We start from the raw sequence: 21,251 nt of genomic DNA, 5'->3' as shown, positions 1-21,251 counted from the left end.
CGAATTAGGGGAATCTCCCATCGCGCAGGATACGCGAATGTCGTTCACCCGGAAGCTTGCGACCCTCTCGATCAGCCGCTCCTTCGGCCTGATCGCTGCCTTGGCCGTGCTGATCGCCGTCGGCAGCGTCGGCTACACGCTGAATGCCGCCCGCAACGAGATGATCACGCTCAAGCGGGCCGAGATGAAGAACGCCGTCGAGGCCGCGGCCACGATCGTCAAGGGCTATCTGGCCCGGGTCCAGAGCGGTGAACTCAAGGAAGAAGAGGCCAGAAAGCTGGCGATGGACGCGCTCGACGGCGCGCGCTTCGACAGCGGGAACTACTACTTCCTGATCAATTACGACGGCATCAGCGTCCTGCACGCGAACAAGAAGATCCAGTCGACGGACATGAAGCCGCTCAAGGACGCGGACGGCAAGTTCTTCGTCCAGGAGATGGTTTCGCTCGCCAAGGCGAAGACCGAGGGCTTCGTCGACTATGGCTGGCTCAAGGCCGGCGACAAGGAACCCTCGCTCAAGATCTCCTACATCATCGGCATTCCGCAATGGCAGTGGGTGGTCGGTTCCGGCCTGCATGTCCAGGACGTCGACGCGGCCTTCATGGGCATGGTCGGAGGCGTCGCCAAGGTGCTGGTGCCGCTCGGCCTGATCATGCTTGGCCTCGTGATCGTGCTCAGCCGACGCGCCTCCGGCATGCTGCACTCGGTGCGCGGGTCGATGGAAGGTCTGGCCGCCGGCCAGCTCGACACCCCGATCGCGCATCAGGAGCGGCCCGACGAGATCGGCGCGATGGCGCGCACGCTCGTCGTCTTCCGCGACGCCGCCCTCGCCAAGGAGGCGATGGAGGCCGACAAGATCCGCATGGAGGAGGAGGCCTCCGGTCACCGCCACGCCGCCGATGGCGAGCGCCGGCGCAACGAGGCCGACCGTGCTGAACAATCCCGCGTGCAGGCCGATGTGGTCCATGCGCTGGGCCAGGGTCTCGAGCGCCTCTCGGATGGCGACCTGACCTACCGGATCGAAGAGGCCTTCTCGGCCGAGTACGTCAAGCTGAAGGACGATTTCAACGGCGCCATCGCCAAGCTCCAGGACGCGATGCGCCAGATCGCGACCAATACCGAGAGCATGAAGGCGGGCTCCACCGAGATCAGCCAGGCAGCCGACGACCTCGCAGGCCGTACCGAGCAGCAGGCTTCCTCCGTCGAGGAGACCGCGACCGCGCTCGACGAGCTGACCGCGACGGTCCGCCAGACCGCCGAGAGCGCGCGTCTCGCCAACCAGGCGACGGAGCAGGTCAAGACCGAGGCTGAGCAGTCGACCAGCATCGTCCGCGATGCGGTAACGGCGATGGGCGGGATCGAGAAGTCGGCCCAGGAAATCTCGCAGATCGTCGGCGTGATCGACGAGATCGCCTTCCAGACCAACCTGCTGGCGCTCAATGCCTCGGTCGAGGCGGCGCGGGCCGGCGATGCCGGCAAGGGCTTCGCGGTCGTGGCCTCCGAGGTGCGGGCGCTGGCGCAGCGCTCCGCTTCCGCGGCCAAGGAGATCAAGACCTTGATCGACGCCTCGACCATCGAGGTCGAGAAGGGCGTCTCGCTGGTCGGCCAGACCGGCGGCGCGCTGCAGCGCATGGCCTCCGAGATCACGCGCGTCACCACGCTGGTCGCCGAGATCGCGGGCGCCGCGCAGGAGCAGGCCTCGGGCCTCCAAGAGGTCAACTCCGCCGTCGGCGAGATGGACCAGGCGACCCAGCAGAACGCCGCGATGGCCGAGCAGTCGACCGCCGCCGCGCATTCGCTCTCGCAGGAAGCTGACCGGCTCTCCTCGCTGGTCGCGCGCTTCCAGCTTGGCGGCGACGTCGCCCGGCTCAAGGCGATCTCGCAGACCATGCGGGCGGCCGTCTCCTCGGCGCCGCGTCCGGCGGCTCCGCGGGCGAAGGCCGCTGGCGGCGCTCCTGCGGCGCCCAAGGCCGGTGCACGCGACGACGGCTGGGCCGAGTTTTGAGCGAGCCTTCCGCCCCGGCCGCCCAGATCGGCTTCGACGATTTCCTGAAGGTCGACATCCGTGTCGGCACGATCGTCGAGGCCGAGCCTTATCCGGAGGCGCGCAAGCCCTCGATCAAGCTCGTCATCGACTTCGGCGGCACGATCGGCCGCAAGAAATCCTCGGCGCAGATCACGAAGCACTACCGGCCGGAGGATCTCCCCGGCCGGCAGGTCCTCGCGGTAGTGAATTTCCCGCCGCGCCAGATCGGCAAGTTCATGTCGGAGGTGCTGACGCTGGGCATCCCCGACGCCGAGGGCGAGGTCGTCCTGATCGGGCCGGGGCAGGCCGTGCCCGAGGGCGGACGGCTCTTCTAGGCAGCCGCCGACCACAGGCCGGTCTGCAAGGTGGTCGGCGCGAATTCCGGCGCTGACCAGCGCAGGCGGAGCGCGTGAGGCCTGCGCCAGCCGCGCCGGACATGGAAGCGCCACAGGCGCTCGGCGCCATCGAGCCGCGCCAGCTCCGGCCCCTGCCAGACGATCTCCGCCTCGCCCTGCAATTGCAGCAGCGTGCCCGTCGCGAAATCGACGAAGAGCAGCGCGGCACGCGGCTCCTGCAGCAGGTTCCCGAAGGTGTTGAAGTAGTTGTTGCCGGTGAAGTCCGGGATTGTGAGCATGTCGCCGTCGATGCGGACGAAACCGGGACGGCCGCCGCGATGCGAGATGTCGACGCCGCCGAGTCCACTGTTAAGTGCGGCGGCGCTGGCGATGAACAGCGTGTCAGCTCGGGCGATCAGCGCACGCGCCTGCGCATCGAGCCCCGAGAATTCAGCGGATGATGCGGCGGGTTCCCGGCCATCCTGAACCCGGTTGCGGACCTGGATGTATTTCGCGCAATTGCCGAAGCTCTGCGTGACCGAAACCGCGAAGCCACCCGCGCCGACGGCCTCGATCCGGCCATTCGCCCGGTTGCGGCGGCGGGTTTCGAATTCGAGACCGAGCAGGCCGATGGGGCCGCCTGGCCGGAACGCTTCGAAAGCCGGATCATCGCGGCCGGGCAGGGCTGCGATCGACAGCGTGGTCGGGGTAGGGCTTTTCACGAAGCCGCGTTCGGCCGCCAGCGCCGTTGCCAAGGGCCAGCCGTCCCGGTCGAGCACGCCGGCGAAGAGCCAGGGCAACTGACCGAAGAAGACGCGGTGCTGATCCGGCATGAAGGTCCGGATGCCGGCGCCGCGCGAGGCGACGCCGGCCAAAGCCTGTGCGGCCAATTCGCCGGCGTGGAAGGGGCCGTCAGGCAGCATCGTCGTCGAGCTCCGGCGGCAGGGGCGAAGGCGGGATCGGCTTGAAGAAGGGCAGGGCCTCGATGCGGGCAAGCCAGCGCCGCACGGCCGGGTATGGCTTCAGCGAGATGCCGCCTTCGGGCGCATGGGCGACGTAGGAATAGCAGGCGAGATCGGCGATCGTTGCGTGAGCAGCGGCGAGGTAGTCGCGTGTGGCGAGATGCTCTTCCATGAAGGTCAGGAGCCGGGCGGCGATCCGCTTGGCGCGGGTCTTGTCGTCGTTCAGGCCGAACTGGGTGATCAGGCGCGCGATCGACGGGCCGTGCATGACCTCGCCCGCTGCGATCGACAGCCAGCGCTGCACCTGGGCGGCCCCGACGGGGTCGAGCGGCAGCCAGGCGCTGTCCGGGGCATAGCGCCGGACCAGATAGACCATGATCGCGTTGCTGTCGGCGAAAGTCAGATCGCCGTCCTGCAGCACGGGAATCTGGCCGAGCGGGTTGAGCGTGCGGAAGGCGGCTCCGCGCCGGACATCGGCCGGAGCCTCCTCGGTGCGATAGGGCAGACCGAGCGCAAGCAGCAGCAACTCGACACGATGGGCATGGCCGGAAAGGGGCGTTCCGTGGAGGATGATCTCTGGCGAGGGCATGGGGTTCTCCTGCTTCTGCCGGAGATCATGATCGTTTCGCAGAACTGTCGAAATCTGCTATCTGTTGAACTCAGAATTTTAATTATCGGAACGATCAGATGGACCGGATCGAGGAGCTGGCGATCTTCGTCGGGATCGTCGATGCCGGTAGCCTCGCCGGCGCGGCGCGGCGGCTGCGCAAGTCGCGCCCGGCGGTGACGCGCGCGCTGGCCGGGCTGGAGGAGCGGGTCGGGACGCAATTGATCGCGCGGACGACGCGGCGCCTGACACCGAACGATGCCGGCCGGGAGCTTGCGGCGACGGCCCGGCGGCTCCTCGCCGATTACGAGGCGGCGCTGGGCGTTGCGGCGGCCGAGCCGGTCAGCGGCCTCCTGCGCATCACGGCACCGCTTTCCTTCGGCCGGCGACATGTCACGCCGTTGGTGAGCGAGTTTCTCGATCGCTATCCGCAGGTGCAGGTCGAGCTCGTGCTGGCGGACCGCAATCTCGACCTGATCGAGGAGGACCTGCAGCTCGCCATCCGGATCGGGCCCTTGCCGAATTCCGGCCTGTTGATGCGCAAGGTCGGGGAGGTCCGACGCATTCTCGTCGCCGCGCCGGCCTATCTCGCAAGCTGCCCGCCCCTGCGGCGCCCGGCCGATATCGCGGCGCATGAGACGATCGCGAGCGTCGCTGCCAACCAGACGCTGACCTGGCGCTTCGGCGGGGCGCGTTCAGGCAGCTCTGTCGTGCTGACACCGCGCCTGATCGTCAACGAGGTCGAATCGGCGCTGATCGCGGCGCGGGCCGGGCGGGGCCTGGCGCGCGTGCTGTCCTATCAGGCGGCGGACGATCTCGCTGCCGGCACGCTGGTGCGCCTGCTGCCGGAATTCGAGCCGCCGCCGCTGCCGGTGCAGCTCGTGGTGCCGGGCGGCCGGCAGCCGGCGCCGCGCGTGCGCGCCTTCATGGACCATGCGGTGGCGCGCCTGCCCGCGCTCGCGCCGATAGGTATCGGCTGAGGCCGATCCTAGACCGGCAGGCGGACGGTCGCGCGCAGGCCTCCGAGCGGCGAATCGGCGAGCATGATGTCGCCGCCATGGGCGCGGGCGATGTCGCGGGCGATGGCGAGGCCGAGGCCAGTGCCGCCGCCATCGACATTGCGGGCTTCGTCGAGCCGGAAGAAGGGGCGGAACACGTCCTCGCGCTGGTCGGGTGGGATGCCCGGGCCGTCATCATCGACCATGACGATCAGATAGCGCGCGTCATGGGTCGCCCGGATCGCGATGCGGTCGCCGTAGCGGGCGGCATTGGAGACGAGATTGGTGAGCAGGCGGCGGAAGGCGTCCTGACGGATCACGACAAGAGGGTCGCCCTCCACCGTCAATTCGGTCTGATGGCCCTGCCGCTCCGCGTCGGATTTCAGTTCCTCGAGCAGGGCACGGATATCGGCCTCGACCGCCGCCTCGCCGGCATCGCCACGGGCGAAAGCGAGATAATCCTCGAGCATGCGGCTCATCTCGTCGACATCCTTCTCCAGCGCCTCGATCTCCCAGGAGCGCTCCATCAGGGCGAGCGAGAGCTTGAAGCGGGTGAGGATGGTGCGCAGGTCGTGGCTGACGCCGTTCAGCATCGTCGTGCGCTCGCCGATCGAGCGTTCGACGCGCCGCTTCATCTCGATGAAGGCGTTGCCGGCACGGCGGACCTCGCGGGCGCCGCGCGGCCGGAAATCGGCGTCGCGGCCCTTGCCGAAGGCTTCCGCCGCATCGGCGAGCTTCAGGATCGGGCGGATCTGGTTGCGCAGGAACAGCACGGCGATGGTCAGGAGGATCAGCGACGTCCCGATCATCCAGAGCAGGAAGATATGGCTGTTCGAGGCATAGGCCGCGTTGCGTCTTGTCAGGATGCGCATCACGTCCTTGCCGAGCTTGATGCGGATCTCGATCAGGCTGGAGCGGCCGACCGTATCGAGCCAGAACGGGCGGGCGACCTGCTGGGAGAGTTCCGTCGAAAGCGCGTTGTCGAGCAGCGAGAAGAACGGGCGGGGGCCCGGCGCCGGCAGATCGGAATCGGGGATGATGTCGAGATCCATGCCGAGCCGCTCGGCTGCGATGCGCGACAATGTCGAGGTGTCGGCATCCTGCGGATAGCTCTCGTAGACGTCGATCAGCATGGAGATGTCGGCAGAGACGGCCGAGGAGAGCCGCTGCGTCACCGTCTGCCAGTGCCGCTCCATGAAGACATAGGCGATGACCGATTGCAGCAGCACGACCGGCGCGATGACGATGACCAATGCGCGCGGATAGAGCCCCTTGGGCATGTAGCGCGCGACGATCTGCAGGGGGCGGCCGATCCGCTTGACCGTCGGCCGTACGGCTTTGCCGAGGCTCTCCAGCGCATGCTCCAGCACGGCGTAGGCGCGGGCCAACATGCGCGCGGCGAAGCGCAGCACGGTCGGGCCTTTCCTGCCGGGCTGCAGCGGCGTCACGTCCGGTCCGTCACCAGCCTGTAGCCGACGCCGCGTACGGTCTGGAGATAGAGCGGGTCGGTCTGGTCACGCTCGACCTTGCGGCGCAGGCGGTTCATCTGGACGTCGACGGTGCGGTCATTGGCGGCAGAGCCCTGCGCCGCCAGCTCCTCGCGCGGCACGACCTCTCCGGCCCGCTCCGCCAGCGCGGTCAGTATCTCGCGCTCGCGCTCGGTGAGGCGAATCGTCTCCTCGCCCTTGCGCAGTTCGCCGCGCGCCAGCCCGTAGATGAATGGGCCGAAGCGGACGAAATCCGGCCGCGTGCCGGATTGGCCCGCTTCGACGACAAGCGTGCGCTTGAGGATATTGCCGAGCCTGAGCAGCAGTTCACGAGGCTCGAACGGCTTGGAGAGATAGTCCTCGACGCCGATTTCGAGGCCGTTGATCCGGTCCTTGCCGTCGGCGCGGGCGGTCAGCATCAGGATCGGCACGGAGGAGCTGCCACGGAAGCGGCGGGCGAAGTCGAAGCCGTTCTCGCCGGGCATCATCACGTCGAGCACGATCGCATCGAAGACGAGATTGCCCAGCCGCGTATCCGCCTCGGCCGCATTGGCCGCCGTGGTCACCCGGTAGCCGTTATCGCCGAGGAAGCGGCCGAGCAGTTCGCGCAGACGGCGGTCGTCGTCGACGACGAGGACATGCGGGGCCTCGTCGGGCAGGGGCTTGCGTGCCGGCTTCGCCAGGGTCTCGGTTGCGATCATCTCGCGCCTTTCTCCTGCGCCGGCTGAGGCCGGCGCGCCGCGGTGCTGGGCTCCCATAGCATAACGCGCCGAGCCGGTCGCCGCTAAGAGAGCCTATGGCTTGTCGAGAAGGCGCTCCACCTTCGGCCGCTCGCCGGGATCGATCAGGGCGGCGAGATAGCGCGCGGCGATGGCCGCGGTCTCGGGGTTGGCGCCTTCGAGCGCGCGGTTGATGCGCTTCGCCTGGAGGCGGACGAGGCGCAGCGCCAGGTCCTGGCCCGAGGGCGTGGTGTGGAGATGGCGCTGGCGCTTGTCCTGCCGGCCGGTGCGCTGCTCGATATAGCCCTTCTCGACCAGCTCCTTGAGCACGCGGTTCAGGCTCTGCTTGGTGATCTGGAGGATGTCGAGCAGTTCGGCGATGGTCAGGCCCGGCCGGCGCTGGACGAAATGCAGCACGCGGTGATGCGCCCGGCCGAAACCGTAATCGGCGAGGATGCGGTCGGGGTCGCCGACGAAGTCGCGATAGGCGAAGAAGAGCAATTCGATCAGGTCGTGCGGCACCGCCTCGGAGGAGGGCCTGAGCGGCAGGTCGTCAGCGTCGGAAGGGGATGGGGCCAAAACGCGCGTCCAAAAATTTGGGTCAGCCTTATTGACATATCTCAGACGCAAGATTACCGGTCAAGGGCGTTGAGCGAACGATTATTTCAAAGCGTGCCGCTGCAACGCAGCTTTAGACCCGCGCTTGCGTTCCGAAAACGGCTGTGCCCGAGTTCCGGAAACAAGCACCCAGGAGAAGGTCCATGTCAGTCATTCCTTTCGACCAGCGCGATGGCGTCATCTGGTTCGACGGCAAGCTCGTGCCGTGGAAGGACGCCAAGATTCACGTACTGACCCATGGACTGCACTATGGCTCGTGCATCTTCGAGGGCGAGCGCTCCTATGACGGCGTGATCTACAAGAGTACCGAGCATTCGCAGCGCTTCCACAAGTCGGCCGAGATCATGGATTTCACGATCCCCTATTCGGTCGCCGAGCTCGACGCCGCCAAGTATCTCTGCCTGAAGGAGAACGGCCTGAAGGACGCCTATCTGCGCCCGGTCGCCTGGCGCGGCTCGGAGATGATGGCGGTTTCCGGCATGAACAACACGATCCACACCGCGATCGCCGTGTGGGAATGGCCGAGCATGTTCGACATGGCTGCGAAGCTGAAGGGCATCCGTCTCGACGTCGCCGATTACCGCCGGCCGGACCCGGCCTGCGCGCCGGTTCATGCCAAGGCGGCGGGCCTCTACATGATCTGCTCGCTGTCCAAGCACAAGGCCGAGCGCGCCGGCTATGCCGATGCGATGATGCTCGACTGGGAAGGCAATGTCGCCGAATGCACCGGCGCCAACATCTTCTTCATCAAGGATGGCGTCATCCACACCCCGCTGGCCGATCGCTTCCTGAACGGCATCACCCGCCAGTCGGTGATCGACCTGTGCCGCCAGCGCGGCTTCGAGGTGGTCGAGCGGCGCATCCGGCCGGAGGAGCTGGAGAGCTTCAACGAGTGCTTCATCACCGGCTCGGCTGCCGAGGTGACGCTGGTCTCCGAGATCGGCCCGTACAACTTCATCACCGGCAACATGGGCAAGGTGGTGATGGAAGACTACTCGGCCGCGGTGCGCTCGCAGTCAAAGGCGGCGTGATCATTTCACCTCGCCCTTCGCCGTCATCCCGGGCGTAACGAAGTGAAGACCCGGGATCCATGCCGGAACGGTTCAGGCATGGATCCCGGATCGGCGCCGCTATCGCGGCTTGTCCGGGATGACCCGCGTTTCCTGAAGCGGGAACGCTTTTATTTCCCCTTGCTGCGATACAGCGTGATCCAGTCCTCGGACGCGATGCCGCGACATTCGCCCATCATGCTGAACTCCGTCTGGACGAAGGCTGTGCCGGTCCAGGCATAGCCGCCGGTCGCGCCGCAATCGCCGATGCCGCGCCCCTTGTCGAAGAAGGCGATATGGCCGGTGCGTGGATCGAAGCTTGCATTGGTCAGATCGTTGCCGCCGCCGGCAAAGCCGAGCGGGGTCGCCTTGGTGGGTTCGTTCTCCGGCATGATGAAGAACGAGGACGACAGATTGTAGGCCCCGCGCGAGCAGGCGAGCGCGACCAGCATGCGCTTGTTCCCGAGCGCCCAGGCTTCATCCTGCTGCAGCAGGTCCGCATCGTCCTCGCAGGAATCGGGAGCTTTCTTTTTCAGCTCGGCCCGCAGGCTTGCGGCCTGCTGCTTGCCAGCCTTCATGTCGAGCATGGGAGGGGCCGGGACCGCTGCGATCACCGGAAGGGGCGCTGCGGACGGTACGGCCGTGTTCGGGCCCTTGCGGATGAGCGCCGTGGTCGTGCCGAGCCGCCCCTGCTGCTCGTCGATCCAGAGCATTGCCGCGACCGAGCCGGCGAGCGAGACGCTGCCGGTGAGGCCGGGCGCGGTGACGGTCAGCTTCGTCGCCTTGCGGGCGGCCTCGATCAGTGCGGCCATGTCCTCGGCCGAGAAGGTCAGCGTCGCCAGATCGGCATCGGCCGTGACGGGGAGCGGCTTGCCGCTTGACGGGAAAGCCGCGCCGTCGAGCTTGAGCTGGACCGTGCGCGGCGGCGTCTTCCAGTCGCCGCGCAGCCTGAGCACGAGGGTTGCCGCCCCGTCCGGCCCGGCAGGACGTTCGAGGCGCAGATAGGCGACCGGGTCGGCGGCTTCGGCTGGGAGCGAGAGGGCCGTACAGGTCTTGATGTTGTCGCAGCCGGCCATCCAGTCGCGAAAGCTCTTCGGCTCCGGCGCGGCGGCAAGGGCGAACGCGGGCAGCAGTGCCAGACCCGTGCCGAGCGTGGCACCCGTCAGGCCGTCAAGGAGCCTGTTCCCAGCGTTTCGCCGCATCGTCGTCATCCGCCTTGGCTTCGATCCAGCCGCCGAGCGTGCCGTCGGCGCGGTGCTCGCGTTTCCAGAACGGGGCGCGGGTCTTGAGGTAGTCCATCATGAAATCGGCGGCCTCGAAGGCGGCGCGGCGATGGGCCGAGGCCGCCAGCACGAGCACGATCTGCTCGCCCGGCTTGACCAGCCCGTAACGATGGATCGCGACGAGGCCGAACAGCGGCCAGCGTGTGGTTGCTTCAGCGGCGACGCGAGCGATCTCGGCCTCGGCCATGCCGGGATAGTGCTCGAGCTCGAGCGCCGCGAGCGTGCCGGCTTCGTCGCGGCAGAGCCCGGTGAAGGAGACGACGGCGCCGATATCGGCGCGGCCTGCCGTCAGCGCATCGATTTCGTCCTGGAGCGAGAAATCTTCCCGCTGGATACGGATGAGGGGGGAGATCACGGCCTCAGCCGCCGGTCATCGGCGGGAAGAAGGCTATCTCGCGGGCTTGGCCTAGCCGCGCCTGCGGCTTGGCGTGGACATGGTCGAGCGCGGCCCGCACGATTTTCTCATCGGCGAAGGCGGCCTCGTAGCCCTCGCCGCGTGCCTTCAGCCAGCGCACGAGGTCGGCGATGGTGCCGAGCTCGGCGGGGATGTCGAGCGTCTCCTCGGGCAGGCCGACGCGCTCGCGGACCCAGGCGAAATAGACGATACGGACCGGGCGTGTGCCCGCCGCGGTCATAGGAGATGCGGTGCTCATGGCGCGCGCTCGTCTTCCGCGACGAGATGGCGGATGCCGGCGTTGAAATAATCCCAGCCGGTATAGATCGTCAGGCCGGCGGCGGCCCAGAGCAGGACGATGCCGATCGTGGTGTTGCCGGGCAGGACCTTGTCGCCGGCCGGGCCGACGACGAGGAAGCCGAGCGCGAAGAGCTGCGCCGTCGTCTTCCACTTGGCGACCTTGCTGACGGGGACGCTGACCTTCAGGTCGGCCAGGAACTCGCGCAGGCCCGAGACCAGGATTTCGCGGCAGAGGATCACGATCGCGGCCCAGAGTGTCCAGCCCTCGATCTGGCCGGTATAGACCAGCATCAGCAGCAGGGCGGCGACGAGCAGCTTGTCGGCGATCGGGTCGAGCATGCGGCCGATCGCGGATTGCTGGCTCCAAGCGCGGGCGATGTAGCCGTCGAGATAATCGGTGATGGCGGCGACGGTGTAGATGCCCAGTGCGAGCCAGCGCATCCAGTCGTCGCGCGGCCAGAACAGGATCGCCACCAGGGCCGGGATCGCCAGGATCCGCCCGTAAGTGAGGAGGTTGGGCAGCGACCAGGGGCCGCGCCGCCTGATGGCGTCTGGAAGAATCGTCACGGGATGCACCAAAGCAAGGCGGCAGCAGCAGCGTCAACACGCAACAGCGTGAATGTGGCAGAACTTCGCGGCCACGTCGCCTTCGGACGCAGGCGTCCGAAGGCGAAAAACGGGCTCGCTGTCGACAAAAGGGAGCATTGCTGCTGCGAAAAACCGGTTCCCACTTTTTCGCGCCATGCTCTACGCATCGTGAAAGAAATCATGCACGGCTTTCGCGGTTGCCGCATTGACGCCCGGCGTGCGCATGAGATCGTCGAGCTTGGCGCGCTGGATCGCCTTCACCGTGCCGAAATGCAGCAGCAGCGCCCGCTTGCGTGACGGGCCGATGCCGGGGATCTCGTCGAGCGGATTCTTCATCGTCTCGCGCTTGCGCTTGGCGCGGTGCGTGCCGATGGCGAAGCGGTGCGCCTCGTCGCGCAGGCGCTGGATGAAGTAGAGCGCGGGGTCGCGCGGCTGCAGCTTGAATGGCTCGCGGCCCTCCATGTGGAAGGTCTCGCGCATGGCATTGCGATCCTCCCCCTTGGCGATGGCGACGAGCGGGATATCGGCCGCGCCGAGATCCTTCATGATCTTGAGCGCGGCGCTGAACTGGCCCTTGCCGCCGTCGACGATGACGAGGTCGGGGCGGGAAGGAAAGCCATCTTCATCCTTGCGCGGCTTTGGCGCTTTTCGGCTTTTCCCACGCGAGCCCTCATCCTGAGAAGCGCCTTCAGGCACGTCTCGAAGGATGGTCGTCGCGGCTCCGTCGCCTTCTGGAGCATCCTTCGAGACGGCCGCATCGGCGGCCTCCTCAGGATGAGGGCCGAGGATGATGCCTTCCTCCTTCGCCAGCTTCGCGAACCTTCGCGTCAGCACCTCGCGCATCATGCCGAAATCGTCGCCGGCGATGGTGTCGGTCGAGATGTTGAAGGTGCGGTACTGGTTCTTCACGAAGCCGTCCGACCCCGCCACGATCATGCCGCCGACGGCGTTGGTGCCCATGATGTGGGAGTTGTCGTAGACCTCGACCCGGCGCGGCGCGGTCTCCATGCCGAAGGCGGCACCGAGCGCGGCGAGCAGGGCGCTCTGGCCGGCATTGTCGGCGAGCTTGCGCGAGAGCGCTTCGCGGGCGTTCTTGACGGCGTGGGCCATCAGGTCGGCGCGCTCGCCGCGCTTGGGATGGGCGACCTCGACCTTGCGGCCGGCCCTCGCCGAGAGCGCCTGGCCGATCAATTCGATCTCCTCGACCGGATGCGAGAGCAGGACGAGGCGCGGCGGCGGCTTGTCGTCGTAGAACTGCGCGACGACGGAAGCGAGCACCTCCGCCGGCGTCAGGGAGCGGTCGGCGCGCGGGAAGAGGGCGCGGTTGCCCCAGTTCTGGTGATTGCGGAAGAAGAAGATCTCGACGCAGAACTGCCCGGCCTGCTCGTCGATGGCGAAAACGTCGGCCTCCTCGACGCCCTGCGTGTTGATGTCCTGCCCGGCCTGCACCGCCGAGAGCGCGGCGAGACGGTCGCGATAGCGCGCCGCCTTCTCGAATTCGAGTTCCTCTGCGGCGACCTGCATCCGGGCGGAGAGGAGCTGCTTCACGGCCGAGGAGCGGCCGGAGAGGAAGTCGCGGGCCTGGTCGGCGAGCGCCTGGTATTCGGGGATCGAGACCTCGCCGGTGCAGGGGCCGGCACAGCGCTTGATCTGGAAGAGCAGGCAGGGGCGGGTGCGGTTCTCGTAGAAGGAATCCGCGCAGGTGCGGATCAGGAAGGCCTTCTGCAGCGCGTCGATGGTGCGCGTCACCGCCCAGACCGAGGCGAAGGGGCCGAAATAGTCGCCCTTGCGCTGGCGCGAGCCGCGATGCTTGAGGATCGCGGGCGCATCGTGGTCGCCGGTCAGCAGGATATAGGGGAACGACTTGTCGTCGCGCAGCAGCACGTTGTAGCGCGGGCGGAGCTGCTTGATCAGGTTCGATTCGAGCAGCAGCGCCTCGGTCTCGGTGCCGGTGGTGACGAACTCCATGTTCGCCGTCTCGGCGATCATCCGGGCGACGGCGTTGGTATGCGCCATGCCGCGGGCATAGGAGGTCACGCGGTTCTTCAGGCTCTTTGCCTTGCCGACATAGAGCACCTCGCCGGCCCGATCGAACATCCGGTAAACGCCCGGCCGGTTCGGCAGGTGCTTGGCGAATTGCTGGATGACTTCGATGCCGGCCTTGAGCGCGCCGGGCGCGGCTTCCGCGGGGGCGAGCGCGGGTTCGGCTCCGGGAAGGGTGTCTTCCTCGTCCTCGAACTCGTCCTGGGGCAGATCGTCCTGGCGTTCGCGACTCATGCGCTTGCGTACTCTCGGGCTCCGTTTTCTCGGGCTCCATGTAGGATGCCGGAGCGGCTTCGTCATGTCAGGAGAGGTATCGTTTCGACCGTGCCGAGACAGCTGGGTAGCTCGCGACGACGCCGATGTCCCGCAAATTGCGACGATCGGTTTTCATCGTTGTTTTTCGCCCGCCATGCCGCCTATTTTCGTTGTCTGGCGATGGTCTCTCCGTTCTCGGTTTGACATCGGGGCAGTCATGGCGTATTTCTTAATTTCGATTTAGGCCCGATGACTTGGCCATTCGTCGCTTTCGAGCGCGACACGCTGATGATTTTCTTCCTTTGATCGAATTCGCCGCCGCATGTTTTCCATGGGGCTTGGATAAACATGTTTGCGGGAGGCATCTATGGCTTCTGGTTCGGTTAAGTGGTTCAACGCCACCAAGGGTTTCGGTTTCATTCAGCCTGACGACGGCGGCCAGGACGTTTTCGTCCATATCAGCGCTGTCGAGCGCGCCGGTCTGCGCGATCTGCGCGACGGCCAGAAGATCTCCTACGAGATCGTTCAGGACAAGCGCTCGGGCAAGAGCTCGGCCGACAACCTGCGGGCCGAGTAACACCGCGGGAGCGGAGCAACGACGCTTTGAGGCGGCCGCGGATGTACCGGCGCCACGACACGATGTTTCGCACCAACGGTTGATGGAGGGTCGGGACCAACAAGCCCGGCCCTTTGTGCTTTCTGGAAAGGATGACCATGCAAGTTCTCGTTCGGGACAACAATGTCGAGCAGGCGCTCCGCGTCCTGAAGAAGAAGCTGCAGCGCGAAGGCGTGTTCCGCGAGATGAAGCAGCGTCGCGAGTACGAAAAGCCGTCCGAGCGCCGTGCGCGCGAAAAGGGCGAGGCCGTCCGCCGCGCCAAGAAGGCAGCCCGCAAGCAGGCACAGCGCGAGGGTCTTCTGCCCGCGCCGAAGCGTAAACTGCCCGTCGGCAAGGGTCGTCCTGGGGCCGGCCCCGGCCCCGGCGCCGGAGCCGCAGTGCCGCGTCCGGCCGTCGTCTGAGCGGTAACGGCCGAACTGCGCCAATCGAGTAGGAGTTTGGCATGTCGAGCCGCAACATGAAGCTGGACGAGATCAAGGCCCGTGCGCAGGCGGCCTTCGAAACGACCGAGCAGCGTCGGAAAGATGCTCTCGAAGCCTGGCAGGCGGTTGAAGATCAGGCCAGCGCGGCCCGCCTCAAGACCGAAAAGCTGCGTGCGCAGCGCCTTGCCAGGGATGCCGAGGAGACTGCGGCCAAGGCGGCAGCCCCGGTCAGCAAGGCGGCCGCGAAACGCCCGAGCCGGGCGGCCGCGAAGCCTCTGTGAAGCTTCGCTGACGATGACGCGGGCTGTGCGTAGCCCTGCCTTTGCTCGCCGACGCGATCATGCATCGCGCCCTCGAGGCGGCGCCGTGCCGATGAGCGCCAAACCTGACGTGTCGGGTGCGATCGCCCGGTTAGCGGTCAGGCTGCGGCTTCTTCCTCGACCCAATCCTGAACGATGGCCGTGTTGGCGTGGATGCAGATGAGCCCCAGCCGCCCAGCGCCGATATTGACGAATTTGTGAGGAATTCCGGCTGGGCCGACCACGATCGCCCCCGCGCCGGCCCGCAACTTTTCCCGGCCGACTGTGAATTCCGCCTCGCCTGATCGGATCACCCAGGTTTCCGAATACGGGTGAACATGCAGGCCCGGCCCCTGGCCCGGCTCGTTGTCGACGAGGAAGAACGAGACCTGCGAACCATGGTCGCCGCCCTCGAACTTCGCCGTCCGGCTCGTGCCGCTGCGCAGGATGTGGCTGTCGATCGCCGTCGTCATGATCATCTCCTCCGAATTATCTTTGTGCTAAGATAATTCCCAAGAGATACCTTCTTGTCAAGATATCTCTTGGCGCGAGCGCCGCGCTGGGGCAGAGGAGACTGGAAGGGCGGGGCGGACGATGACCAAGATGGACCATGTCGAGCGGGTCAGGGCGCAATGGGCCCGCGAATTGCCGGATCTCGATACGACGCCGACCGCGATCCTGGGGCGGGCCTACCGGCTGTCCAATCTCGTGCGTCCGAGCATCGAGGAAACCTTCGCGGGGTTCGGGCTCGACCGCGGCGAGTTCGACGTCATCAGCACCTTGCGTCGCAGCGGGCCGCCCTACCGGCTGACGCCGACGGCGCTCTACCGCTCGCTGATGATCACCTCCGGCGGCCTGACGCACCGCCTGGGGCGGCTGGAGAAAGCCGGGCTGATCAGCCGCGAGAAAGCGGCGGGGGATGGGCGCAGCCTGCTCGTCGTCCTGACCGAACTGGGCTTCCAGCGCGCCGAGGACGCGCTGCGCGCAGACATGGCCAGCGAGGCCCAGTTCCTCGCAAGCCTCGATCCGGCCAAGCGAGCGGCCCTGGCGGAACTCCTGAGGGAGCTTCTGGCGACGCTCGAAAGTGAAGCAAGATCGGAGCGGGACGAATGATTCCCGCCAGGCCCGGTTGCATCATCCTGCTCAACGGCGCGTCGAGCAGCGGCAAGTCCTCTCTGGCACGCGCCATCCAGGCGCGGATCGACACGCCGTTCTGGCATATCTCGATCGACCACCTGCGCGATTCCGGCATGCTGCCGACAGCCCGGATCAAGAGCGGGGAATTCGACTGGCGGGCGATGCGCGAGGCGTTCTTCCTCGGCTTCGAGCGCTCGCTGCTGGCCTATGTCGAAGCCGGCAACGCCCTCATCGTCGAACACATCATGGAAAGCGAGGCCTGGCTGCTGCGGCTCGCGGACACGCTCGCCGGCCATGACGTCTTCTTTGTCGGCGTGCATTGCGCGCTGGAAGAACTCGAACGGCGCGAGCGCGAGCGTGGCGACAGGCCGGTCGGCGACGCCCGGCGCGATTTCCACCGCATCCATTCGTACTGCGTCTACGATATCGAGGTGGATGCGATGCAGGATCGCGACGCCAATGCCGATTCGGTCATCGCTGCATGGCAATCGCGGATGCGGCCTACAGCCTTCGAACAGCTGCGCGAACGCCGCGACCGGGCCTGAGGGCCATCGCCCGAAACCTCTGCCATGTCGCCGGTGCGTCGACACCGCCTTCAAACGCAGAGCGAGGGGACTGCCGCAGGCGCCAGGCCAAGCCAATATGACAGGCATAGGCTTGCGCCATTCATCACCCGAGGATCGAAACCCATGTCCCAGTCCGACAGCGTTCGCATCGTTCTCGCCTCCCGTCCCGAGGGGCGCCCGAGCCCGCAGAACTTCCGGCTGGAACATGCCGCCATCCCTACCGTCGGCGAAGGGCAGGTGCTGCTCAAGATCCTCTATCTCTCGCTCGACCCCTATATGCGCGGCCGGATGAGCGCGGCGAAATCCTATGCCGCAGCAACCGAGATCGGGCAGCCCATGGAGGGCGGCACCGTCGGCGAGGTGATCGAGAGCCGCGATCCGGCCTTCAAGCCCGGCGACATCGTGCTCTCGCATTCCGGCTGGCAGTCGCATGCCGTGGCCAATGCCGCACAGCTACGCAAGCTCGACCCGAAAGCTGCGCCGCTGACGACGGCGCTGGGCGTGCTCGGCATGCCCGGCTTCACCGCCTATGCGGGGCTGCTCACCATCGGCCAGCCCAAGCCGGGCGAGACGGTCGTGGTCGCGGCGGCGAGCGGGCCGGTCGGCTCGGCAGTGGGGCAGATCGCCCGGATCAAGGGCGCGCGGGCGGTCGGCATCGCCGGCGGGCCTGAGAAATGCGCCTTCGTGCGGGATACATTCGGCTTCGACGCGGTGATCGACCATCGCGATCCCGACATGGCGGCGAAGCTTGCGGCTGCATGTCCCAACGGTATCGACGTCTATTTCGAGAATGTCGGCGGTCATGTCTGGGATGCCGTCTTCCCGCTGCTCAACAGCTTCGCGCGCATCCCGGTCTGCGGCCTTGTCGCGCAATACAACGCGAGCGGACAGTTTCCGGGGCCGGACAGGCTGCCGGGGATGATGCGCGACGTTCTCTCGAAGAGCCTGACGATCCGCGGTTTCATCCAGCGCGAATTCGCTGCCGCGCAAGCGCCGACCTTCCGCGAGGAAATGGCGCGCTGGATCGCCGAGGGTGCGGTCAAATACAAGGAAGACATCGTCACCGGGCTGGAGAACGCGCCCGAGGCCTTCATCGGCCTGCTGGAGGGCCGGAATTTCGGGAAGCTGGTCGTCAAGCTCTGAGCGAGGGGCGCCACGCGCCAGCCTTTTTCCTTGACCATTGAGCGGGCGCGCGGCCATCTCGCCGCGCCCGCCACCGGACTTCGCCATGCCCGTCTTCGCCATTCCCTTCCCGATGATCGACCCCGTCGCGGTGCAACTCGGGCCGCTCTCGATCAAATGGTACGGGCTCGCCTATGTCGTCGGGCTGCTCGGTGGCTGGTGGTATGCGCGCAGGCTCGTCGCCTCGGACGGGCTGTGGGGCGGGCGGGCGCGGCCTCAACCGGTCGAACTTGACGACATGCTGCTCTTCGTCGCCTTCGGCGTCGTGCTCGGCGGGCGCATCGGTTTCGTGCTGTTCTACGATCTCGCGCGCTATCTCGAACGCCCGCAGGATATCCTGGCGATCTGGCAGGGCGGCATGTCCTTCCATGGCGGGCTGGTCGGCGCGACGTTGGGCCTGTGGCTCTTCGCGAAGCGGCGCGGCTATCCGGCCCTGTCGGTGTTCGATCTCGCCGCCGCCGTGGTGCCGATCGGGCTCCTGCTCGGGCGCATCGCCAATTTCATCAATGGCGAGCTCTGGGGCCGGCCGGCGCCCGACTTTCCCTACGCCATGGTCTTCCCGCATGGCGGGCCGCTGCCGCGCCATCCGAGCCAGCTCTATGAAGCTTTCACCGAGGGGCTACTGCTCTTCGTGCTGGTCAATCTGCTGGTGCGAGCCGGCGGTTTCAGGAAACCGGGCTTCGTCGCGGGCGTCTTCGGCATGGGCTATGCTGTCGCACGCATCGTCTGCGAATTCTTCCGCGAGCCCGATCCGCAGCTCGGCTTCCTGTTCGGAGCTTCAGTCGATGCCCTTTCGGGCGGCATCACCATGGGCATGCTGCTCTCGCTGCCGGTGTTCTTCGCCGGCCTGTGGCTGGTGCTGCGCAGCCGGCGCGAGGGGCCGGGCGAGGCGCGGGCGTGACCACCCTCAAGGCCGAGATCGTCGATTTGATCCGGCAGGAGGGGCCGATCGGCATCGGCCGCTACATGGCGCTGGCGCTGGGTCATCCCCACCACGGCTATTACATGACGCGCGATCCCTTGGGGGCCGAGGGTGACTTCACCACGGCGCCCGAGATCAGCCAGATGTTCGGCGAGCTGATCGGGCTCTGGGCGGCCCATGCCTGGCAAGCGATGGGGGCGCCGGCGCGCTTCCGGCTCGTTGAGCTCGGCCCCGGCCGCGGTACGCTGATGGCGGACATGCTGCGGGCGACGCGGATCGTGCCGGGTTTCCACGCGGCTCTCTCGGTGCACCTGGTTGAGACCAGCCCGGTGCTGCGTGCCCGGCAGGGCGCGGCGCTCGCGGGGTTCGAGCCGGTCTGGCACGATACCGTTGGCGGCGCGCTGGACGGTCCGGTCATCGCGGTCGCCAACGAGTTCCTCGACGCGCTGCCGCTCGACCAGTTCGTCATGACGCCGGAGGGGTGGCGCGAGCGGCTCATCGGGCTTGGCGATGATGGCGATCTCGCTTTCGGCCTTGCTGCGGCCAGCGAAGAGACGCTGCGCATCGCGGCCCCGGCCGGCTCCGTGTTCGAGCAACCCGCCATCGCGCTCGATAGCGTCGCGCAGATTGCCGGCCATCTCGCATCGGCGCGCGGGGCGGCGTTGTTCATCGATTACGGCTCGGCGCGCTCGGGCTTCGGCGACACGCTGCAGGCCATGCGGCGGCATGAGTTCGTCGATCCGCTCGCGGAACCCGGGGAGGCGGATCTCACCGTCCATGTCGATTTCGAGCGGATGGGGCAGGCGGCGCTGAAGGCGGGGGGAGCCTTGCACGGGCCGGCGACGCAGCGCGATTTCCTGCTGGCGCTCGGGCTGCCACAACGGGCGCAGGCGCTGTCGCTCAAGGCGGACGCCACCCAGCGGGCCGCGATTTCCGCCGCCTTCGACCGTTTGATCGCGACGGGCGAGACCGGCATGGGGGAATTGTTCAAGGTTCTCGCGCTATCGCAGCGGAACCTGCCGACTCTGCCCGGATTTGACCTTCATCGGCTGCCAGAACGTGGTTGAATTCAGCGGGGCCGTTCACGCCTTGCGCCACTGTTGTTTCATCGCATTTTCTTTACGCGAACCGGTATCCACTTCGCTCGAAAATGCTCTAGTCGGACGACGCCCATGTTCATCACCGCCCGCGAACTCGCCGGAGAAGCCGGTATCCGCCACGCCTTCTTTACCCGTGAGGGTGGTGCTTCGAAGGGCATCTACGCTTCGTTGAACGGGGGGCTCGGCTCCTCCGACGATCCGGCGGCGATCACCGAGAACCGGGCGCGGATGGCGCGCCATCTCGCTGTCGTGCCCGAGAACCTGATCAGCCTCTACCAGGTTCATTCCGCCGATGTGGAAGTGGTGACAGGCCCCTGGCCGGGCGAGCGCCCCAAGGCCGACGCGATGGTGACCACCGCCTCGCATGTCGCGCTCGGCGTCTCCACCGCCGATTGCGGGCCGATTCTCTTCGCCGATGGCGAGGCGCGCGTGATCGGCGCCGCCCATTCCGGCTGGAAAGGCGCCTTCACCGGCATCGTCGGCGCAACGGTGACGGCGATGGAGAAACTCGGTGCCCGGCGCGAGCGCATCACCGCCGTGCTCGGCCCGACGATCAGCGCCAAGGCCTATGAGGTCGGACCGGAATTCATCGAGCGCTTCAAGGCGGAGAATCGGACCTATTCGCGCTTTTTCACGCAGTCCGAGCGCGCGGCCCATGCGATGTTCGACCTGCCGGCCTTCATCGGGCTCAAGGCGCAGGAAGCGGGAATCGGCCGCTTCGTCGACACGGGCTTGTGCACCTATGGCGACGAGCAGCGCTTCTTCAGCTATCGGCGCACGACCCATCGCGGCGAGCCCGATTACGGCCGCCTGATCGCTGCGATCGTGCTCGACTAAGCAGATTGCGGTTGACGGCGTGGCGCGGCGGCTTGTCGCACCGTGCCGGCCGGGGCATCGTTCCCTCCGACCGGGGGAACGCATCGCTTCCCTCAGGCCTATACCCTTCGGGCGGTGCATCGAGGCGGGGCCGAGATGGAACAGATCCTGATGAACCTGATCGCCGGTGCGATCGGTGGCAATGCGGCCGGCAAGGCCAGTCCGAGCTTCGATCTCGGGACGATCGGCAATACGATCTCCGGTCTCGTCGGCGGCGGCGTGCTCGGGCAATTGATCCCGATCCTGCTGCCGGCGATCAGCGCAGCGGCGCAGGGCGGCAATCTCAGCGTCGGCGGCATCCTGACCAACCTGATCGCGGGCGGCGCCGGCGGGGCAGTCCTGACTGCGATCATCGGTGCGCTGAAGAACAAGGCGGCCTGAGCCAGCTTTCTGCATGGTGGCCTGAAGACCCGGCCCCTGCGGGGCCGGGTTGTGCGGGATGCACGACCGGAGCCTTGCGCAATGGT

Annotated in this window: 25 protein-coding genes; 14 read left to right on the top strand and 11 right to left on the bottom strand. The window is 66.9% G+C overall.

All coding sequences use genetic code 11. The features are described from left to right. Positions 1-37 precede the first annotated feature (37 nt). Positions 38-2,005, top strand: a complete 1,968-nt coding sequence (locus ACFJGT_RS16810) for a methyl-accepting chemotaxis protein (protein ID WP_377839776.1) — start codon at positions 38-40, stop codon at positions 2,003-2,005. After that, positions 2,002-2,361, top strand: coding sequence for a tRNA-binding protein (locus tag ACFJGT_RS16805; RefSeq protein WP_377839773.1), 360 nt, complete (start codon positions 2,002-2,004; stop codon positions 2,359-2,361). The genes ACFJGT_RS16810 and ACFJGT_RS16805 overlap by 4 nt, the downstream gene beginning before the upstream one ends. On the opposite strand, the gene ACFJGT_RS16800 is transcribed toward ACFJGT_RS16805, so the two are convergent. Together ACFJGT_RS16800 and ACFJGT_RS16795 are read right to left on the bottom strand one after the other, a co-directional pair. Beyond that, the gene (locus ACFJGT_RS16800) at positions 2,358-3,284 is read right to left on the bottom strand and encodes a pyridoxamine 5'-phosphate oxidase family protein (RefSeq protein WP_377839769.1); all 927 of its coding nucleotides are present in this window, start codon (positions 3,282-3,284) and stop codon (positions 2,358-2,360) included. The two genes, ACFJGT_RS16805 and ACFJGT_RS16800, sit on opposite strands and share 4 nt — an antisense overlap. Then, complete coding sequence (locus ACFJGT_RS16795) at positions 3,274-3,912, bottom strand: glutathione S-transferase (RefSeq protein WP_377839764.1); 639 nt, start codon at positions 3,910-3,912, stop codon at positions 3,274-3,276. The genes ACFJGT_RS16800 and ACFJGT_RS16795 overlap by 11 nt, the downstream gene beginning before the upstream one ends. A 98-nt stretch (positions 3,913-4,010) precedes the next feature. Between ACFJGT_RS16795 and ACFJGT_RS16790 the strand changes: the two genes are divergently transcribed. Further along, positions 4,011-4,910 carry a LysR family transcriptional regulator gene (locus ACFJGT_RS16790; protein WP_377839760.1) on the top strand — a complete coding sequence of 300 codons (900 nt, stop codon included), beginning with the start codon at positions 4,011-4,013 and terminating at the stop codon, positions 4,908-4,910. A gap of 8 nt (positions 4,911-4,918) precedes the next feature. On the opposite strand, the gene ACFJGT_RS16785 is transcribed toward ACFJGT_RS16790, so the two are convergent. From ACFJGT_RS16785 to ACFJGT_RS16775, 3 genes are all read right to left on the bottom strand, one after another. Continuing rightward, positions 4,919-6,319, bottom strand: a complete 1,401-nt coding sequence (locus tag ACFJGT_RS16785; RefSeq protein ID WP_377849002.1) for an ATP-binding protein — start codon at positions 6,317-6,319, stop codon at positions 4,919-4,921. A gap of 53 nt (positions 6,320-6,372) precedes the next feature. After that, complete coding sequence (locus tag ACFJGT_RS16780) at positions 6,373-7,116, bottom strand: response regulator (RefSeq protein WP_377839757.1); 744 nt, start codon at positions 7,114-7,116, stop codon at positions 6,373-6,375. A 93-nt stretch (positions 7,117-7,209) separates the two neighbouring features. Further along, positions 7,210-7,713 (bottom strand): MarR family winged helix-turn-helix transcriptional regulator, encoded by a 504-nt coding sequence (locus ACFJGT_RS16775; RefSeq protein WP_377839754.1) that lies wholly within the window; start codon positions 7,711-7,713, stop codon positions 7,210-7,212. Between the two features lie 182 nt (positions 7,714-7,895). Here ACFJGT_RS16775 and ACFJGT_RS16770 point away from each other — a divergent pair, with 182 nt between their 5' ends. Beyond that, on the top strand, positions 7,896-8,783 hold the full coding sequence (locus tag ACFJGT_RS16770; RefSeq protein ID WP_377839750.1) for a branched-chain amino acid aminotransferase: 888 nt from the start codon (positions 7,896-7,898) through the stop codon (positions 8,781-8,783). Positions 8,784-8,932: 149 nt separating this feature from the next. On the opposite strand, the gene ACFJGT_RS16765 is transcribed toward ACFJGT_RS16770, so the two are convergent. The 5 genes from ACFJGT_RS16765 to uvrC all read right to left on the bottom strand — a co-directional run bounded on the left by ACFJGT_RS16765 (position 8,933) and on the right by uvrC (position 13,643). Continuing rightward, positions 8,933-10,003 (bottom strand): DUF1176 domain-containing protein, encoded by a 1,071-nt coding sequence (locus ACFJGT_RS16765; RefSeq protein WP_377839747.1) that lies wholly within the window; start codon positions 10,001-10,003, stop codon positions 8,933-8,935. Continuing rightward, entirely contained in the window at positions 9,972-10,439 is a 468-nt protein-coding gene (locus tag ACFJGT_RS16760; RefSeq protein WP_377839743.1) for a molybdenum cofactor biosynthesis protein MoaE, read from the bottom strand. The genes ACFJGT_RS16765 and ACFJGT_RS16760 overlap by 32 nt, the downstream gene beginning before the upstream one ends. Before the next feature lie 4 nt (positions 10,440-10,443). Beyond that, complete coding sequence (gene moaD, locus ACFJGT_RS16755; RefSeq protein WP_377839741.1) at positions 10,444-10,737, bottom strand: molybdopterin converting factor subunit 1; 294 nt, start codon at positions 10,735-10,737, stop codon at positions 10,444-10,446. Then, entirely contained in the window at positions 10,734-11,345 is a 612-nt protein-coding gene (gene pgsA / locus ACFJGT_RS16750; RefSeq protein WP_377839738.1) for a CDP-diacylglycerol--glycerol-3-phosphate 3-phosphatidyltransferase, read from the bottom strand. Before pgsA ends, moaD begins: the two co-directional genes overlap by 4 nt. A gap of 180 nt (positions 11,346-11,525) precedes the next feature. Then, positions 11,526-13,643 (bottom strand): excinuclease ABC subunit UvrC, encoded by a 2,118-nt coding sequence (gene uvrC, locus ACFJGT_RS16745; protein WP_377839735.1) that lies wholly within the window; start codon positions 13,641-13,643, stop codon positions 11,526-11,528. A gap of 388 nt (positions 13,644-14,031) precedes the next feature. Here uvrC and ACFJGT_RS16740 point away from each other — a divergent pair, with 388 nt between their 5' ends. From ACFJGT_RS16740 to ACFJGT_RS16730, 3 genes are all read left to right on the top strand, one after another. Continuing rightward, on the top strand, positions 14,032-14,241 hold the full coding sequence (locus ACFJGT_RS16740) for a cold-shock protein (RefSeq protein WP_293806237.1): 210 nt from the start codon (positions 14,032-14,034) through the stop codon (positions 14,239-14,241). A 137-nt stretch (positions 14,242-14,378) separates the two neighbouring features. After that, positions 14,379-14,681, top strand: coding sequence for a 30S ribosomal protein S21 (gene rpsU, locus ACFJGT_RS16735; protein ID WP_377839728.1), 303 nt, complete (start codon positions 14,379-14,381; stop codon positions 14,679-14,681). Between the two features lie 41 nt (positions 14,682-14,722). Continuing rightward, on the top strand, positions 14,723-14,983 hold the full coding sequence (locus ACFJGT_RS16730) for a hypothetical protein (protein ID WP_377839725.1): 261 nt from the start codon (positions 14,723-14,725) through the stop codon (positions 14,981-14,983). A gap of 137 nt (positions 14,984-15,120) precedes the next feature. Here the strand turns inward: ACFJGT_RS16730 and ACFJGT_RS16725 are convergent, their stop codons facing one another. After that, positions 15,121-15,474 (bottom strand): cupin domain-containing protein, encoded by a 354-nt coding sequence (locus tag ACFJGT_RS16725; protein WP_377839721.1) that lies wholly within the window; start codon positions 15,472-15,474, stop codon positions 15,121-15,123. 121 nt (positions 15,475-15,595) lie between these two features. On the opposite strand from ACFJGT_RS16725, the gene ACFJGT_RS16720 reads away from it, so the two are divergent. The 7 genes from ACFJGT_RS16720 to ACFJGT_RS16690 all read left to right on the top strand — a co-directional run bounded on the left by ACFJGT_RS16720 (position 15,596) and on the right by ACFJGT_RS16690 (position 21,165). Further along, the gene (locus tag ACFJGT_RS16720; RefSeq protein ID WP_377839717.1) at positions 15,596-16,114 is read left to right on the top strand and encodes a MarR family winged helix-turn-helix transcriptional regulator; all 519 of its coding nucleotides are present in this window, start codon (positions 15,596-15,598) and stop codon (positions 16,112-16,114) included. Beyond that, on the top strand, positions 16,111-16,683 hold the full coding sequence (locus tag ACFJGT_RS16715; RefSeq protein ID WP_377839714.1) for a chloramphenicol phosphotransferase CPT family protein: 573 nt from the start codon (positions 16,111-16,113) through the stop codon (positions 16,681-16,683). The genes ACFJGT_RS16720 and ACFJGT_RS16715 overlap by 4 nt, the downstream gene beginning before the upstream one ends. Before the next feature lie 144 nt (positions 16,684-16,827). Beyond that, positions 16,828-17,847 (top strand): NADP-dependent oxidoreductase, encoded by a 1,020-nt coding sequence (locus ACFJGT_RS16710; protein WP_377839711.1) that lies wholly within the window; start codon positions 16,828-16,830, stop codon positions 17,845-17,847. Positions 17,848-17,932: 85 nt separating this feature from the next. Further along, positions 17,933-18,787 carry a prolipoprotein diacylglyceryl transferase gene (gene lgt, locus ACFJGT_RS16705; protein WP_377839708.1) on the top strand — a complete coding sequence of 285 codons (855 nt, stop codon included), beginning with the start codon at positions 17,933-17,935 and terminating at the stop codon, positions 18,785-18,787. Then, positions 18,784-19,875, top strand: a complete 1,092-nt coding sequence (locus ACFJGT_RS16700; protein ID WP_377839705.1) for a class I SAM-dependent methyltransferase — start codon at positions 18,784-18,786, stop codon at positions 19,873-19,875. Before lgt ends, ACFJGT_RS16700 begins: the two co-directional genes overlap by 4 nt. A gap of 105 nt (positions 19,876-19,980) precedes the next feature. After that, the gene (gene pgeF / locus ACFJGT_RS16695) at positions 19,981-20,745 is read left to right on the top strand and encodes a peptidoglycan editing factor PgeF (RefSeq protein ID WP_377839703.1); all 765 of its coding nucleotides are present in this window, start codon (positions 19,981-19,983) and stop codon (positions 20,743-20,745) included. Between the two features lie 135 nt (positions 20,746-20,880). Next, positions 20,881-21,165: a hypothetical protein gene (locus ACFJGT_RS16690; protein ID WP_377839699.1), complete on the top strand. Its 285-nt coding sequence runs from the start codon at positions 20,881-20,883 to the stop codon at positions 21,163-21,165. Positions 21,166-21,251: the final 86 nt, after the last annotated feature.

The sequence above is a fragment of the Allobosea sp. UC22_33 genome, from assembly GCF_042700715.1.
Classification (GTDB): domain Bacteria; phylum Pseudomonadota; class Alphaproteobacteria; order Rhizobiales; family Beijerinckiaceae; genus Allobosea.
The sequence above is the reverse complement of the archived record's forward strand: the minus strand, read 5'-3'. Positions and strand labels throughout refer to the sequence as shown.